13 protein-coding genes are annotated in these 15833 nt (G+C 72.5%); 4 read left to right on the top strand and 9 right to left on the bottom strand.

What is annotated here, in order from left to right:
• Positions 1-118 precede the first annotated feature (118 nt).
• Entirely contained in the window at positions 119-352 is a 234-nt protein-coding gene (locus tag ACWDYJ_RS04840) for a DUF397 domain-containing protein (RefSeq protein ID WP_451564025.1), read from the top strand.
• 71 nt (positions 353-423) lie between these two features.
• Here the strand turns inward: ACWDYJ_RS04840 and ACWDYJ_RS04835 are convergent, their stop codons facing one another.
• The 4 genes from ACWDYJ_RS04835 to eccB form a co-directional block, all read right to left on the bottom strand.
• The gene (locus tag ACWDYJ_RS04835) at positions 424-732 is read right to left on the bottom strand and encodes a WXG100 family type VII secretion target (protein ID WP_451564024.1); all 309 of its coding nucleotides are present in this window, start codon (positions 730-732) and stop codon (positions 424-426) included.
• Between the two features lie 44 nt (positions 733-776).
• The gene (locus tag ACWDYJ_RS04830) at positions 777-1124 is read right to left on the bottom strand and encodes a hypothetical protein (protein WP_451564023.1); all 348 of its coding nucleotides are present in this window, start codon (positions 1122-1124) and stop codon (positions 777-779) included.
• A gap of 213 nt (positions 1125-1337) precedes the next feature.
• Positions 1338-2627 carry a type VII secretion-associated serine protease mycosin gene (gene mycP / locus ACWDYJ_RS04825; RefSeq protein ID WP_451564022.1) on the bottom strand — a complete coding sequence of 430 codons (1290 nt, stop codon included), beginning with the start codon at positions 2625-2627 and terminating at the stop codon, positions 1338-1340.
• A 14-nt stretch (positions 2628-2641) separates the two neighbouring features.
• A complete protein-coding gene (eccB, locus tag ACWDYJ_RS04820; RefSeq protein ID WP_451564021.1) occupies positions 2642-4219 on the bottom strand; it encodes a type VII secretion protein EccB in 1578 nt (525 codons plus the stop codon).
• 255 nt (positions 4220-4474) lie between these two features.
• On the opposite strand from eccB, the gene eccE reads away from it, so the two are divergent.
• The 3 genes from eccE (at position 4475) to ACWDYJ_RS04805 (ending at position 9155) form a co-directional block, all read left to right on the top strand.
• On the top strand, positions 4475-5749 hold the full coding sequence (gene eccE / locus ACWDYJ_RS04815; protein WP_451564020.1) for a type VII secretion protein EccE: 1275 nt from the start codon (positions 4475-4477) through the stop codon (positions 5747-5749).
• Entirely contained in the window at positions 5746-6492 is a 747-nt protein-coding gene (locus tag ACWDYJ_RS04810; protein WP_451564019.1) for a hypothetical protein, read from the top strand. The genes eccE and ACWDYJ_RS04810 overlap by 4 nt, the downstream gene beginning before the upstream one ends.
• Before the next feature lie 173 nt (positions 6493-6665).
• Positions 6666-9155 (top strand): SCO5717 family growth-regulating ATPase, encoded by a 2490-nt coding sequence (locus ACWDYJ_RS04805; protein ID WP_451564018.1) that lies wholly within the window; start codon positions 6666-6668, stop codon positions 9153-9155.
• Between the two features lie 72 nt (positions 9156-9227).
• Here the strand turns inward: ACWDYJ_RS04805 and ACWDYJ_RS04800 are convergent, their stop codons facing one another.
• The 5 genes from ACWDYJ_RS04800 to infB form a co-directional block, all read right to left on the bottom strand.
• Positions 9228-10184 carry a bifunctional riboflavin kinase/FAD synthetase gene (locus tag ACWDYJ_RS04800; RefSeq protein WP_451564017.1) on the bottom strand — a complete coding sequence of 319 codons (957 nt, stop codon included), beginning with the start codon at positions 10182-10184 and terminating at the stop codon, positions 9228-9230.
• Between the two features lie 609 nt (positions 10185-10793).
• Entirely contained in the window at positions 10794-11702 is a 909-nt protein-coding gene (gene truB / locus ACWDYJ_RS04795; protein ID WP_451564016.1) for a tRNA pseudouridine(55) synthase TruB, read from the bottom strand.
• Positions 11699-12160, bottom strand: a complete 462-nt coding sequence (rbfA, locus tag ACWDYJ_RS04790) for a 30S ribosome-binding factor RbfA (protein WP_451564015.1) — start codon at positions 12158-12160, stop codon at positions 11699-11701. The genes truB and rbfA overlap by 4 nt, the downstream gene beginning before the upstream one ends.
• A 40-nt stretch (positions 12161-12200) precedes the next feature.
• A complete protein-coding gene (locus tag ACWDYJ_RS04785) occupies positions 12201-12494 on the bottom strand; it encodes a DUF503 domain-containing protein (protein WP_451564014.1) in 294 nt (97 codons plus the stop codon).
• A gap of 154 nt (positions 12495-12648) precedes the next feature.
• Entirely contained in the window at positions 12649-15792 is a 3144-nt protein-coding gene (gene infB, locus ACWDYJ_RS04780; protein ID WP_451564013.1) for a translation initiation factor IF-2, read from the bottom strand.
• Positions 15793-15833 lie beyond the last annotated feature (41 nt).

Genomic DNA, 15833 nt, shown 5'->3' with positions numbered 1-15833 from the left:
GTCGGGCGGATCCGCCGGGCGGATCCGTCAGAAAGCGGGTACCCGGCGCCCCGTTCCGCAGATAATCGGCAGCGAAGACACAGCAGGGCAGCACCGCACGACGAGGGAAGGGCCGCACATGGGCACCCAGCAGGAGAAGGACGAGCTGTACGCGCTCGACATCAGCGGCGTCGAGTGGCAGGGGCCGCCCGGGACCAGTCCCGACGAAGAGCGGGTCGAGATCGCCAAGCTGCCCGAGGGTGCGGTGGCCATGCGGTCGTCGCTGGACCGTGACACCGTGCTGCGCTACACGGCGGCCGAGTGGGACGCCTTCGTCAAGGGCGCCAGGGACGGGGAGTTCGACCTCACCTGAGGTCGGTGACCAGCGCGAAGGGGGGCGCGCCCGGCATGGGCGCGCCCCCTTCGCGTCACCGCGTACGAGACTCAGTAGGCCTCGGTGAACAGGCGCGAGGCCTTCACGTCGGTGGCACGGTAGTCACCCTTGCCGCGCTCGATGAGCTGGGCGACCTGCTCCAGCTGCTTCTGCATGTGGTCGGCGGTCCGCTTGTACTTCGTCTGGAGCGTGAGGTACTCGCGGTGCGCCTCACCGTCCCAGGTGTCGGTGACCACCTTCACGGCCTGTTCCATCTCGTCCAGGTCCTTGAGGATGTTCTTCGACACGACCCGGATGCGGTCCGCCATCTGCTGGACGGTTTCGTACCGGACCCGAGTGTTGCCGTCATTTCCCGACATGGTCTTCTCCTTCGCGCTGGGGATGGCTCGGAACGACGCCTGGCTCAGATGTTGTTGAGGCCGGACTGGTTTCCGGCGCCCGCGCCGTTGCCGGCGTTGATCGTGCGGAACGCCGCGCGGACGTCCTCGTCCTGGGCGTTGCTCAGGTTCTTCGTCTGCGACACCGCGTTGTGCAGCACCCCGAGCAGGCGGCGGATCTCGTCGTGGTCCACGTTGAGGTCCGACTGGGCCTTCGTGAATCCGCCGGCACCCACACCCGTCCAGCCCGCGCTGACGGTGGCCAGGATGTCGGCCAGCTCGCGGGCCTGGCTGGTGACGGCGTTGGCCGTCTCGGAGATCCTGTTGGCCGCCTTGACGACCGGATCGTCCGCAAGTCCGAAATTGTTCGTCATCCGAAGCTCCTCACTTCTCAATTCCCCGGCAGAACCGGTGGATTGCGCGGCGGAGCGGATTTTCCGGGCACGGTTTCGAGCCACGCGCCCAGGAGATCCCCCTCCGCTTCACGCGATCCCCCGATCACAGTCGTGAAGCCTGCTGTCACTCTAGTCAGTTCAGTTGACCGGCCCAACACCGGTCCGCCGCTTCCGTTGATGAACCGTGACCGTTCACTGCAAACGGCGTCTGCGGTTCCGGGTGTCCCGGACGACGACCGCCGTCGCGGCGATGACGGCGATGAGCACGCCCCCGATCCCGAGAGCGTACGTGCCGAGCCGTTCCTCGCGCTCCTGAGCCGTCTCGGACAGCGTCAGCTCCGCCGCCTGCGGCGCGGCGGCCGGGGGCGCGCCGGGATCCGGTACGGGGGCCTTCGGGCGCTCCTGGTCCTGGGTGACGGCGCGCACCGGGTCGACGACGCCCCAACCGACGTAGTCGTCACGGCCGTTGACCGCGCGTTCGGCGGTGTTCTGGATCTGCCAGACGATCTCCTGCGGGGACCAGTCCGGGTGCTCGGCGCGCAGCAGGGCGGCGAGACCGGCGACGTAGGGGGCGGAGAAGCTGGTCCCGTTGTCGATGCACTGGCCGAAGCCCGGGACGGTCGAGACCATGTCGACGCCGGGGGCCGCGACCCCGATGAAGTCGCCGGGCTGGGAGAAGGCGGCCCGCTCGTTGTTGCGGTCGGAGGAGGCCACGGCGAGGACGCCGGGGAAGGCGGCCGGGTAGGTCTTGCGCTTCTCGCCGTTCATGCCGTCGTTGCCCGCCGAGGCGATGACCACGACCTTCGCGTCCAGGGCCCGCCGCACGGACTTGCCCAGGTCGGAGTCGGCGCTGAGCGGCACGGCGGTGTCCTGCGAGATGTTGATGACCTGGGCGCCCTTGGACACCGCGTGGTCGATCGCCTGGCTCAGGGTGCCGGCGTTGCCGTTGCCCTGCCCGTCGTTCTGCCGGATGGGGATGATGGTGGCGTCGGGGGCCAGGCCGACGAAGCCGGTGCCCTCCTGGGGGCGGGCGGCGATCAGCCCCGCGACCTTGGTGCCGTGCCCGACGGTGTCGTTCGTACCGTCGCCGCCCTTCGCGTCGACGAAGTCCTTGCCCGCGCCGATGTCCAGGGCGCCGCTCAGCTGGGGGTTGGCGCGGTCCACACCGGTGTCGATGACGGCGACGCGGACGCTCTTGCCTGCGGGGTCCTTGCCCTTGGTACGGGCCCACAGGGCGTCGAGGAGGAGCCGCTGGAGGGCCCAGGGGCGGTCGGCGATCTGTTTCTTCATGGGGAAGGTGCACTCGCCGGCGCCGTCGAGGGCGAAGCCGTACGAGGTCCCCGGCGCCGGGGACCGCGGCGCGGCGGCGGCCTGCGCGGCGCCGCAGAGCCCCGTGAGCCCGCTGAGCGCGGTGAGGCCGAACGCGGCGCCGAGCAGGGCCGCGCGGGCGGGCCCGGCCGTCGTGCGGGAGTTGTGCGGCATCGGCGGCGGCCTCCTCATGAACCCTGCGGCTGGCGCGCGGAGTTGGTGTCCAGGCGCGGCCCCTTGGAGAGGAACTCCGACCACGCGATGGGCACCATGACCGGGACCACGTCGCGGTAGCCGAGCCGGATCTGCGCCTGGCTGGCCTCGGGCCGGCCGTCCCCGGCGCCCTGCCCCTGCTGCGGGGCGGCCCCGATCTTCGACTGCTCGGCGTCGCTGTCGCCGTTGGCCTGTACGGCGTACCGCAGGCCGGTGTCGGTGACCAGGAACAGTGATCCGCCGGCGGTGGTCTGCCGGCCCTGGACCTGGGTGTAGAGCAGGCCCGAGCCGGGGGTGACGTAGGAGCTGGTGCCGCTGGCGGTGATGTCGATGGGGAAACCGGTGCCGGCCCAGGTGCTCAGCGTCTGGTTGCCCTGCCCGTCGACGGAACGCAGCACGTTGCACACGGTGTCGCGCTGTTCGCCGCCCTGTGCGGCGCCGGGGCCGCCCGCGACGCGGTTGAGCTGGGCGCCGCGCTTGCGCGGCCACTTGACCTCGTCCTTGAAGGGGGTGGCGTCCGGGTTCAGGGACTGGAGGTCGACCTCGCGGGCCTTGCCGTGCATGTTGAGGCTGTCGGTGGCGGGCGAGGAGATCAGCAGCCAGGCGACGAACTCCGAGACCGGGGCCACCCGGCCGGGCAGGACGACGTAGTACTGCGTGCCCGAGCCGGTCTGGGCCGTCAGCACCGTACCGACCTTGTTGTCGGCGGTGACCAGGCCCTGCACGTTGGCGTTCGCCGCGGGCGTGCCGGGCAGTTGCGGGAAGCCGAGGTTGTCGCCGGAGTTGAGGGTGGCCAGCCACTGCTCGGTGACCGGCTGGGGGGTGGCCCCGGTGCCGACGAGGGCCGTGGTGAGGGTTCCCGACTCCGGTGTGCCCTCGGGGAACTTGTACTTCGTACCGGCCGAGTCGACGAGGAAGCGCTCCTTGCCGGCGCCCGTGCTCTGGACGTACAGCACCTGGGTGTCGGTGGCCTTGCGGGCGTCGTCCAGCAGCCCCGCCTCGCGGTCGGCGAGGACGAAGGCGGCGCTCTGCACGCCGCGGCCGTTGCCGCCGGGCTGCTGGCAGACGGCCCAGCGCTTGGCCTTCCCCGCGTCCGCCTTGGCGGGGAGCCGGTCGGGGGCGTAGGGGATGCCGATGATGGGGCCGCGCGGGGGCTTGCCCGCGTCGAGCACCTTGTCCTGGACCTGGACGACCTTGAACTTCTGGGGATCGAGCAGAAGTCGGGCGGAGGCCAGGTTCAGCACCGGGTGCAGCCGGGTCTGGTCCTTGCCGTTCACCTTCGTCGACAGGACCACGTACCGGGTCGTCGAGTCCTTGCCGACGAGGACCTTGGCTCCCGGTTCGGCCCAGCCCTTGGGCGCCTGCGGCTTGAACATGCCCCAGGCCCCGAAGCCCGCGAGCACGAGCGCGCCGATGACCAGTCCGGGCAGGACGGCGCGCAGCGGTTTGGGCGCCCCCTCCTCGGTGCCCGTGGCGGAGGGCTGAAGGAACGCTGCCACCGTGCGCCGCTTCGCAAAGGTGTACGCGTTGAGCTCATCACGTCGTGATGCCATGACCGCCTGCTTCTCCCCGCACGGCCCGGTCGCTGGGGCCGCTCCCCGGGCCTTGGTTGTCGGACCGGGGACCTACTATGCCTCTTGACGGAGGGTAGGCAGGGGCCGGGTAGGCTGGGACGGCCGCTCAGCGTCTTCCGGACCGGGGTAATCAGGGCTTGTTGGGGTGGATGGGGGAGTTTCCGTGGCCGGGCGGCTGTCGCCGTACGGCGCCGGGGCTCGCCGGGTCCGCCCCCGGAAAGGGAAGGTGCGCGAGTGAGGGCCACCGCGACGGAGCCGCAGGCGGCCGCGGCCGCACCCGTACGCGGCGGAGTGACGCCGCATCCGAGGTCGAGCCCGGGCCGCTTCGGCCCGTTCCGATTGCAACAGCTCGTACTCCTCCAGCTCGCGGCCGCCGCGCTGCTGGTGGCGTGGGTGGTGGAACCGCTGCTGCTGGTTCCCGCCGGCGTGCTGGCGCTGATCCTGGTGGTCCTCGCGGTCGTACGCCGCCACCAGCGCTCCCTGCCCGAGTGGATCGGCGGGGCGCTCGCGCTGCGCGCCCGGCGCCGCCGGGCCGCGTCCTTCGCCGTGCCCGCCGGGACCGAGCCGGGGCTCGCGCCGCTGGTCGAGGCCGATCCGGCGCTGCGGACCCTGACCTTCAGCGACCGTGAGCGGCGGCCGGTCGGCATGATCGGCGACGGAACCTTCCTGACCGCGGTGGTCCAGGTGGACATGGACGCCACCGCCCTGCGGCCGGACCGGGCGGCGCGACCGCTGCCCCTGTCCGTCGTACGGGACATCCTCGAAGTGGACGGGATCCGGCTGGAGTCGGCGCAGCTCGTCCAGCACACGCAGCCCGCCCCGGCCCCGCACCTGCCGGCCCAGTCGATGGCGACGCGCAACTACGCCCCGCTCCAGGCCCGGACGGGCACGCCGGCGGTGCGGCTGACGTGGATCGCCCTCAAGCTCGACCCCGAGCTCTGCCCGGAGGCGGTCACCGCCCGCGGCGGCGGGCTGGCGGGGGCGCAGCGCTGCGTGGTGCGGGCGGCGGACCAGCTGGCGAGCCGGCTGGCCGGGGCCGGTTTCCGGGCCACCGTGCTGACCGAGCAGGAGCTGACGGCGGCGCTGGCGACCTCCTCGTGCGCGAACCCCATGGCGATCACCCAGGCGGGGCGGTCGTCGAGCACGGGACGGCGTACGGAGGAGACCCCGCGGACCTGGCGCTGCGACGACCGGCGGCACACCACGTACTGGATAGGCCGCTGGCCGCAGTTGGGCGGCGCCGGGGCGGCGCTGCCGCAGTTCGTGGCGCTGCTGACCTCGCTGCCGACGCTGGCGACCAACTTCAGCCTGACGATGGCTCCGGCCGAACGGCAGGGCGTGACACTGACCGGGCACGTACGGGTGACCGGGCGCAGCGACGAGGAACTCGTGGCGGCCCGGCGCGAGCTGGAGCGGACGGCGCGGGGCGTGAAGACCGGGCTGGTGCGGCTCGACCGGGAACAGGTGCCGGGGCTGCTGGCCTCGCTGCCGTTGGGAGGGGCGCGATGAGCAGGGGGACGCGAGGTGCTGCGCGGGGTTCCGCACGGGCTTCGCTGCGGGGCGGGTTCGGGCTGATCGGCCCGCGCCGGGAGCGGCACGTGGTCCCGGCGGCGGAACTGGACCTGCTGGCGCTGCCCGTGGGCGACGACGGGGTCGTCATCGGCGTGGACGCCGAGGGGCAGTCCGCGGTGCTGGGCGTGAACCGGCCCACCCCGTACGAGGTCACCCTGATCGGCGGCCTGTGGACGGCGCAGGTGCTGGCGCTGCGGACGGCGGCCACGGGGGCCCGCGTGGCGGTGGAGACCGGGCGCGGGCAGGTGTGGTCCGGGCTGGCCCAGGCGGCCGGCGGCGGGCAGCAGTGCGTGACCCTGCACGAGGTGGGCCGGGTTCCGCCGCAGGGCGCCTCGGCGGGAAGCCCCGTGCTGGTGATCCGGGACTGCGGAATGCGGCCGCCGCGCGGGCGCGTGGTGGCGGGGCCGTGGCAGTCGGTGCTGACCCTGCTGCCGTACCTGAGCCCGGCGGCGCCCCGGCTGCTGCAGAACTCCTCGCTCGTCGGGGTGCAGCGGGTGTCTCCGGACGAGGCGGAGCGGATCGGCGTACTGATGCGGCTGCCCCGGGCGGCGGTGGAGTCGCTGCCGACGCTGGGCGACGGGGTCACGCTGTGGTGCACGCCACGGGACCGGACGTACGTGATGACGCAGGCGACGGAAGCGGAGACGGGCCTGCTGGGCGGGGCCCGGCGCATCGACTGAGTCCGACCGCCGCGCGAGCGTGCGCGGTGACGGTTGCTCAGGGGCCGGGTGGCCTGTAGGCAGGGTGTGGGGGCGCGACCTCGCGGGCTTTGACGCCGGGGCGCCATTAGGCTGAGCGTGGGCGCGGCGTCGAGGTGGGCGCCTGACCAGTGTTCGACAGACCAGGAGGACCAGTGAGCGGCGATCGGAACGAGAGGCGCGGCGGGACGTGGGACGTCCCGACGGACGATCAGTCCGACGCGGAGCCCGATGTGACGGGCGAGTTCACCATCGACTACACCCCGCCGGCCTGGTACACCCAGGGCGCGCCGTCGGCCCCGGCCGTGCCGGGGCTTCCCGAGGGCAGCGGTTTCGAGCCCCACCGTCCGTCGGACGTGACCTCGCCGCCGACGATGCGGATCGCCCCGTCGGCGCCGCGCACCCCGGCCGAGGCCGCGCCCGCGTCCGCGTCCGAGACCCCGGACGCCCCGGCGCCGCTCTCGGCGCAGACGCCGGCGGCGTTCCCGGCGCCCGCGCGGATCGAGGCGCCCGCCGGGTTCACGACTCCGGCGCGGACGCCCACGCCCTTCCCGGCGCAGGCCGAGGCGCCCGCACCGTTCCCGGCTCCGTTCCAGGCCGAGGCGGCCGCGCCGTCCCCGGCCCAGGCAGAGGCACCCGCCCCGTTCACGGCTCCGGCACCGGCGCCCCTCCCGGCGCAGGCGCAGGCCGAGGGAGCGGCACCGGCCGCGGCCGAGGCCCACACCGAAGCGCCCGCCGCGTTCACGGCTCCCGCGCCCACGCCCGTCCCGGCCCCCGCCGAGACGCCCGCGCCGTTGACGGCACCGGCTGCGGCTGCGGCTGCGGCTGCGGCCGAGGCAGCGGCTCCCGCGCCCGAGCCGTTCCCGGCCCCGGCCCCGGCCCCGGCCCCGGCCGAGACGCCCGCGCCGTACACCGCTCCGGCGCCCGCGGAGGCGGCGCCTCCGGCCCCCGCCGTCGAGGCCGTCCCGGCCCCCGCCGAGACGCCCGGGCCGTACGCAGATCCCGCCGCCGGGGCGGGCCGGACCACGACTCCGCCCGAGGGGACGCCCGTGCCGGTGCCCGGCGCCGTGTGGCCGCCCGCGCCGGCCGACCAGGGTCCGGCCGCAGCCGGGCCGTACTCCCCGCCGCTCATCCCTGCGGATGCCCCGCGGCCCGCCGGGGAGACCCCGTTCGGGGGACCCGGTGAACTGCCGCCGCTGCCGCCCACGTTCCCGTCCTCCGAGGCGCCGCAGGGCTACGGCTTCCCGCCGGCCGGACAGCAGGCCCAGCCTCCGCAGCCCCAGCAGGGGTACGGCTTCCCGCCCGCCGGCCAGCAGCCGCAACCGCCCCAGGAGGGCTACGGGTTCCCGCCCGCCGGCCAGCCGCAGCCGCAGGGCTACGGCTTCCCGCCCTCGGGTCAGCAGCAGGCACCGCCGCCCCAGTGGCCCACCGGAGCCCACCAGCAGCAGCCGCCGCAGCCGCAGCCGCAGGGCCCGTACCAGCAGCCCGGCCAGGGCAACGGCGGGGCCCCGCTCGGTTACACCGCCGCCGTCGAGCTGTCTTCCGACCGTCTGCTGCGCGCCAAGCAGAAGCCCAAGCCGACCCGCTCCTCCGGCTTCCGCTTCGGCGGCAAGGCCGCCGAGGCCGATCGCCAGCGCAAGCTGGAGCTCATCCGCACCCCGGTGATGTCCTGCTACCGCATCGCCGTCATCAGCCTCAAGGGCGGCGTCGGCAAGACCACGACGACCACCGCCCTCGGCGCCACCCTCGCCACGGAGCGTCAGGACAAGATCCTGGCGATCGACGCGAACCCCGACGCCGGAACCCTCGGTCGACGTGTCCGCCGCGAGACCGGTGCGACGATCCGGGACCTGGTCCAGGCGATTCCGTACCTGCACTCGTACATGGACATCCGCCGGTTCACCTCGCAGGCGCCCTCCGGCCTGGAGATCATCGCCAACGACGTGGACCCGGCCGTCTCGACGACCTTCAACGACGAGGACTACCGCCGCGTCATCGAGACGCTCGGCCGCCAGTACCCGATCATCCTCACCGACTCGGGCACCGGTCTCCTCTACTCCGCCATGCGCGGCGTCCTGGACCTGGCCGATCAGCTGATCATCATCTCGACCCCGTCCGTGGACGGCGCCAGCAGCGCGAGCACCACGCTCGACTGGCTCTCCGCCCACGGGTACGCCGATCTCGTCTCCCGCTCCCTCACCGTCATCTCCGGGGTCCGCGAGACCAGCAAGATGATCAAGGTCGAGGACATCGTGCAGCACTTCGAGACCCGCTGCCGCGGAGTCGTCGTGGTGCCGTTCGACGAGCACCTCGCGGCCGGCGCCGAGGTGGACCTCGACCTGATGCGGCCCAAGACCCGGGAGGCGTACTTCACCCTCTCCGCGCTGGTCGCCGAGGACTTCTCACGCGCACAGCAGCAGGCCGCGCAGGCCCACTGGGGCGGCCCTCAGCAGGCACAGCAGCCCCAGCAGCACCCGCACCAGCCCCAGCACCCCCAGGGGCCGTACCAGCAGCCGCCCCAGCCCCAGCCCCAGCAGCCCTACGGCCAGCCCTATCCGCAGCCCGGCCAGCCCTGGCAGCAGCCGCAGCCGCAGCAACCGCCGCAGCAGCCCGGCCACCCCCCGCGCGACCCCCGCCTCGGCTGAGACGGCCGAGACGCGCGAAGGGCCCGTACCGTCCCCAGGACGGTACGGGCCCTCAGTCGTCCCCGGCCGCGCTCAGCGCCCGGCGTCGTAGACGTCGGTCAGCACCCGCGCCCGCTTCACGTCGTCCGCGATGGCCTCCAGCAGCCCGTCCAGCGACTCGAACTTCGCCATCCCCCGCACGTACGCGAGGAAGTCGACGGCCACGTGCTTCCCGTACAGGTCCAGGCCGACCCGGTCGATCGCGTACGCCTCCACGGTCCGCTCGGTGGCGTCGAACTGCACGTTCGTGCCGACCGAGATCGCCGCCGGCATCCGCTCGCCGTCGGCCGTCAGCCAGCCCGCGTACACCCCGTCCGCCGGGATCGCTGTGTGCGGCGCCGTCTCGACGTTCGCCGTCGGATAGCCGAGCTCGCGTCCGCGCTGCGCTCCGCGCACCACGATGCCCTCGACCCGGTGCGGGCGGCCGAGGATCTCGGCGGCGCCCTCCATGTCGCCCTCGGCGACGAGCTTGCGCGCGAGCGTGGAGGAGAACGGCACGCCGCCGCCCGCCTCGCCGCGCTCCACCAGGTCCACGACCTCGACCTCGTAGTCGTACGTCGCGCCCAGCTCGCTCAGGAAGTCGACGTTTCCGGCGGCCCTGTGGCCGAAGCGGAAGTTCGGTCCCTCGATGACGGCGCGCGCGTGCAGCTTGTCGACCAGCACCTTCACGATGAAGTCGGCCGGGGACAGCTGCGAGAACTCCGGTGTGAAGGGCAGGATCAGCAGCGCGTCGACCCCGAGACCCGCCATCAGTTCGGCACGCCGGTCGTAGGGGGCCAGGATCGGCGGGTGGCTGCCGGGCCGCACGACCTCGCTCGGGTGCGGGCTGAAGGTGACGACGACCGAGGGGATGCCGAGCTCACGGGCCTTGGCCACGGCTCGTCCGATGATCAGCTGATGTCCCCGGTGCACACCGTCGTAGGAGCCGATGGTGACGACGCTGCGTCCCCAGTCCTGGGGGATGTCCTCCAAGCCACGCCAGCGCTGCACTGTGACCGCTCCTCGCCCGAACCCGTGTAGACCCTCTACTGATTGCCTCTTGCAGGTCTAAGACTGCCATGCCCGTGGCCAGGGCCCCGCATCGGCATCCGGCCCCGGCCGCCGCCCCGCGTCAGGTGATGTCCGGGGCGGCGGCCGGAGCGTCTCCACGGTACGCCGGGCGGCCGGCCCGAGCGGCCCCGCCGCCTCCGCCGACGGCCTCGTGGCTGGTGATCACCGTCCCCCGGTCGTCGGCAACGAAGGCGGCCCCGCGCGGCCGTCCGGCCGGATCACGGATCCCGACGAGACCCGTGGTGCCCGGCGGGGTCGAGGCCCGTGGGCGAAGCCGCCCGCACCACCCGTGACCTCGTCCTTCATCGCCGCACCACTCCCCCGCCGCGCGGCCTGTTCTCATGACGGCAGCCAAGTGAAGATCAGCGGGAAGAGCACGCGACGCGAAAGCGCCCCCCTACGCTCCCTCGGTTCACTCCGAGCGCCTGCCCGGACGGGTGAATACGGGGCTCCGGGTGGATAAAGACCTACCCGAGGGGGGTCGTGGAGCGGTGAGCGGCAGTCCCTGTGCGCTCACCGCTCCACGTCAAAGAAACCAAAGCACCACGGTCAGACGAAGACCGCGAGCGACTTCGCCTTGCCGCCCTTGCTCTCGACGAGTCCGAGCAGCTGTCCCTGCGGCCCGTAGACGGCGACCGTCCGGCCCTCCTGGTACTCGTCCGGCATGTCGATCCGCACCCCGTTGGCGAGCAGCGAGGCCCGCCGGGAGTCCAGGTCCCAGCGCGGGAACGCGGCGGCGGCCGCCTCACCGATCGGCATGACGGTCAGCTCCTCCTGGAGCTGGTCCAGGGTGCGTGCCCGGTCGATCTTGTACGGTCCGACCCGCGTGCGCCGCAGCGCGGTCAGGTGCCCGCCGACGCCCAGGTCGGCGCCCAGGTCACGGGCGAGGGCGCGGATGTACGTACCGCTGGAGCAGACGACGGAGACGACGAGGTCGACGACCTTGGTGCCGTCCTCGGCCTGCGCCTCGCGCATGTCGTACACCTGGAACGACGAGACGGTCACCGGCCGGGCCGGGATCTCGAAGTCCTCGCCGTCCCGCGCGCGCTTGTAGGAGCGCACGCCCTTGATCTTGATGGCGCTGACCTTGGACGGCACCTGCATGATCTCGCCGGTCAGCTTGGCGATACCGGCGTCGACGGCCTCGCGGGTGACGCCGGCGGCGTCCACCGACGAGGTGATCTCGCCTTCGGCGTCGTCCGTGACGGTGTACTGCCCGAGACGGATCGTCCCGAGGTACTCCTTCTCCGTCAGCGCGAGGTGGCCGAGGAGCTTGGTGGCCTTCTCGACACCGAGGACGAGGACACCCGTCGCCATCGGGTCGAGCGTGCCGGCGTGGCCGACGCGGCGGGTCTTGGCGATCCCGCGCATCTTGGCGACCACGTCGTGCGAAGTGAAGCCGGACGGCTTGTCGACGATGACCAGGCCGTCCGGCGTCTTCCCTGCGTTGGTGCTCATTCCGCGGCTGCGTCCTCGTCGGAGTCGTCGGCGTCCTCATCGGGCTTCTTGTACGGGTCGGCCTCGCCGGCGTACTTCGCGCCGGAGGAGACCTCGCGTACCTGGGCGTCGGAGGCTCGCGCCTTGTTGAGGAGTTCCTCGATCGTCTTGGCGTTCTCCGGGAGGGCGTCCGCGATGAAGGTCAGGGTGGGGGTGAACTTCGTCCCCGCCGCCCGGCCGACCGCGGAGCGCAGTACGCCCTTGGCGCTCTCCAGGCCCGCTGCCGCGCTGGCCCGGTCCTCGTCGTCCCCGTAGACCGTGTAGAAGACCGTGGCCTCCCGCAGATCACCGGTGACCCGGGTGTCCGTGATGGTCACGTGCGTACCGAGGCGGGGGTCCTTGACACCACGCTGCAGCTTCTCGGCCACCACCTCCCGGATGAGGTCCGCCAGCTTCTTCGCCCGCGCATTGTCGGCCACTGGTCCGTCTCCTTCGTCTTTCTTGCAAACAAGCTATAAGTCAGTCTTCATCACCGTGGATGCGCCGTCGCACCGACAGCAGTTCCACTTCCGGACGTGCCGCGACCAGCCGCTCGCAGCGGTCCAGTACGTCCGAGAGGAACCCCGCGTCCCCAGCCACCAGCGCGACCCCTATGCGGGTCCGGCGGTGCAGATCCTGGTCGCCCACTTCAGCCGCGCTCACGGAAAACTTGCGTTGGAGCTCGGCCACGATGGGCCGGACGACAGAGCGTTTCTCCTTCAGCGAGTGGACGTCGCCGAGGAGCAGATCGAAGGACAGAGTCCCCACGTACATGCAGTTCCGGATATCCCGCCGGTGCGGGTTCGGTGGCCTGCCGGCCGTCGCGCGGCAGGGTCACCAGAACCGTACACGCAACGGCCGGGGCCGATCGACGGATATTTCCGCCGACCGGCCCCGGTGTTACGAAACGGTGCGTTCCGCCACGCGATTACGCGCGGGGCTTCTCGCGCATCTCGTACGTCGCGATGACGTCGTCGATCTTGATGTCGTTGTAGCTGCCGAGGTTGATACCGCCCTCGAAGCCTTCGCGAATCTCGGTGACGTCGTCCTTGAAGCGGCGCAGACCGGAGATGGTGAGGTTCTCCGCGATGACCTTGCCATCTCGGATGAGCCGCGCCTTGGTGTTGCGCTTGACCTCGCCGGACCGGATGAGGACACCGGCGATGTTGCCCAGCTTGGACGAACGGAAGACCTCGCGGACCTCCGCCGTACCGAGCTCGACCTCTTCGTACTCCGGCTTGAGGAGACCCTTCAGGGCCGCCTCGATCTCCTCGATGGCCTGGTAGATCACCGAGTAGTAGCGAACGTCGACACCCTCGCGGTCCGCCATCTGCGCGGCACGGCCGGCCGCGCGGACGTTGTAACCGATGACGATGGCGTCGGAGCCCATCGCCAGGGAGATGTCGGACTCGGTGACCGCACCCACACCGCGGTGCAGGACCCGGATGTCGACCTCTTCACCGACGTCGAGCTGGAGCAGCGAGGACTCGAGAGCCTCGACCGCACCGGACGCGTCGCCCTTGATGATGAGGTTGAGTTCCTGGACCAGACCGGCCTTGAGCACGGAGTCGAGGTCCTCGAGGGACACACGACGGACGCGCTTGGCGAAGTTGGCGTTGCGCTCACGCGCAGCACGCTTCTCGGCGATCTGACGGGCCGTACGGTCCTCGTCGACGACGAGGAAGTTGTCGCCGGCGCCGGGGACGTTGGTGAGACCCAGGACCAGGACGGGGGTCGACGGACCCGCTTCCTCGACGTTGTTGCCCTTGTCGTCGAGCATGGCGCGCACTCGGCCGTAGGCGTCGCCCACGACCATCGTGTCGCCGACGCGGAGGGTACCGCGCTGGACGAGGACGGTGGCAACGGCACCGCGGCCGCGGTCGAGGTGGGACTCGATCGCAATACCCTGAGCGTCCTGCTCCGGGTTGGCGCGCAGGTCGAGCGAGGCGTCGGCGGTGAGGACGACGGCCTCGAGCAGGGAGTCGATGTTCAGACCCTGCTTGGCGGAGATGTCGACGAACATCGTGTCGCCGCCGTACTCCTCGGCGACCAGACCGAACTCGGTGAGCTGACCGCGCACCTTGACCGGGTCCGCACCCTCGACGTCGATCTTGTTGACCGCGACGACGATCGGGACGCCGGCGGCCTTGGCGTGGTTCAGCGCCTCGATCGTCTGCGGCATGACGCCGTCGTTGGCCGCGACCACGAGGATCGCGATGTCGGTCGACTTGGCACCACGGGCACGCATGGCGGTGAACGCCTCGTGACCCGGGGTGTCGATGAAGGTGATCTTGCGGACTTCACCGTTGACCTCGGTACCGGCCTGGTACGCACCGATGTGCTGCGTGATGCCACCGGCCTCGCCCGCGACGACATTCGTCTTGCGGATGGCGTCGAGCAGTCGGGTCTTACCGTGGTCGACGTGACCCATGACGGTCACGACCGGCGGACGCGGCATGAGGTATTCCTCGCCGCCCTCGTCCTCGCCGAACTCGATGTCGAAGCCCTCGAGGAGCTCGCGGTCCTCTTCCTCCGGGCTGACGATCTGAACCGTGTAGTTCATCTCGCCGGCCAGCATCTCGAGCGTCTCGTCGGAGACGGACTGCGTGGCAGTGACCATCTCGCCGAGGTTCATCATCACGGCGACGAGCGACGCCGGGTTGGCGTTGATCTTCTCCGCGAAGTCGGTGAGGGACGCACCGCGCGACAGGCGAACGGTCTCGCCCTGGCCGCGAGGCAGCATCACGCCGCCGACGGACGGGGCCTGCATGGCCTCGTACTCCTGGCGCCTCTGACGCTTGGACTTGCGACCACGACGCGCCGGACCGCCGGGACGGCCGAAGGCACCCTGCGTGCCACCACGGGCACCGGGACCACCGGGACGCCCGCCGAAGCCGGGACGACCGCCGCCACCGGCACCGGCCGGACCGCCGCCGAAGCCGCCGCCACCGGGACGCGGGCCGCCGAAGCCGCCGCCGCCACCGGGACGCGAGCCCGGACCTGCCGGACGACCGGCGAAGCCGCCGCCCGCGGGACGACCGGCGCCACCGGGACGCGCGCCGCCCGCACCGGGACCACGGCCACCAGGGCCGCCACCGGGACGAGGACCGGGACCACCGGCAGCGGGACGCTGCGGCATCATGCCCGGGTTCGGACGGTTACCACCGGGGGCACCGCCCGGACGCGGGGCGCCGCCCTGCGGACGCGGCATGCCGCCCGGGGTCGGACGACCCGCACCGGCACCCTGAGGCCGCCCAGAGGCACCGGGGTGTGCGCCGCCGGGGCCGCCCTGCGGGCGGGGAGCACCCTGGCCGCCACCGGCGCCGGGGGCACCGGGACGGGGAGCACCGGCCGGACGGGGCGCCTGCGGGCGCGCCATACCGGTGGAGCCACCAGAGGTGAAGGGGTTGTTGCCCGGACGGGGACCGGCCGGACGGGCGCCCTGGGGACGCGGGGCCTGAGCACCACCGGCGGGGCGCTGGGCCTGGCCGCCGGGGGCGGTGCCGGCCGGGCGCGGGGCGCCGGGACGGGCGCCGGCCTGGCCACCCTGACCACCCTGGGCCGGACGCTGCTGCGCCGGACGGGGGCCGGGAGCGGCGGCGGGACGCTCGGTGCGCGCCGGGGCGGCCGGAGCCGCCGCGGGAGGCGCGGAGAACTCGGTCACCACGGGCGCCGCCGGAGCGGGCTTCGGGGCGGCCGGAGCCTTCGGGCCGGGACGCGGGCCGGATGCGGCCGGAGTCACCGGGGCGCTGACGGCCGGAGCCTCGGCAGCGGCAGGCTTGGGAGCCGCCGGTACGCCGGGCTTCGGTGCAGCGGGACGTGCCGCAGCGGCCGGGGAGGGCGCTGCGGGCTTGGCGGGCGCGGCCTTGCGGGGCGCGCCGGGCTTCGCAGCGGTCTTGCCGGCGTTGCCGCCGGGACCCTGCAGTGCGTCAGTCAACTTGCGTACGACCGGCGCCTCGATTGTCGAGGACGCCGAACGGACGAATTCACCGAGTTCTTGGAGCTTGGCCATGACGACCTTGCTCTCCACTCCGAACTCCTTGGCGAGTTCGTATACCCGGACCTTAGCCACTTCGCTCCTTTTAGGTCCGGGTTACGCCGGACCGTCGCTAC

This window comes from Streptomyces sp. NPDC003042 (assembly GCF_053591315.1).
This window is presented reverse-complemented; position numbering and strand designations above follow the sequence as displayed.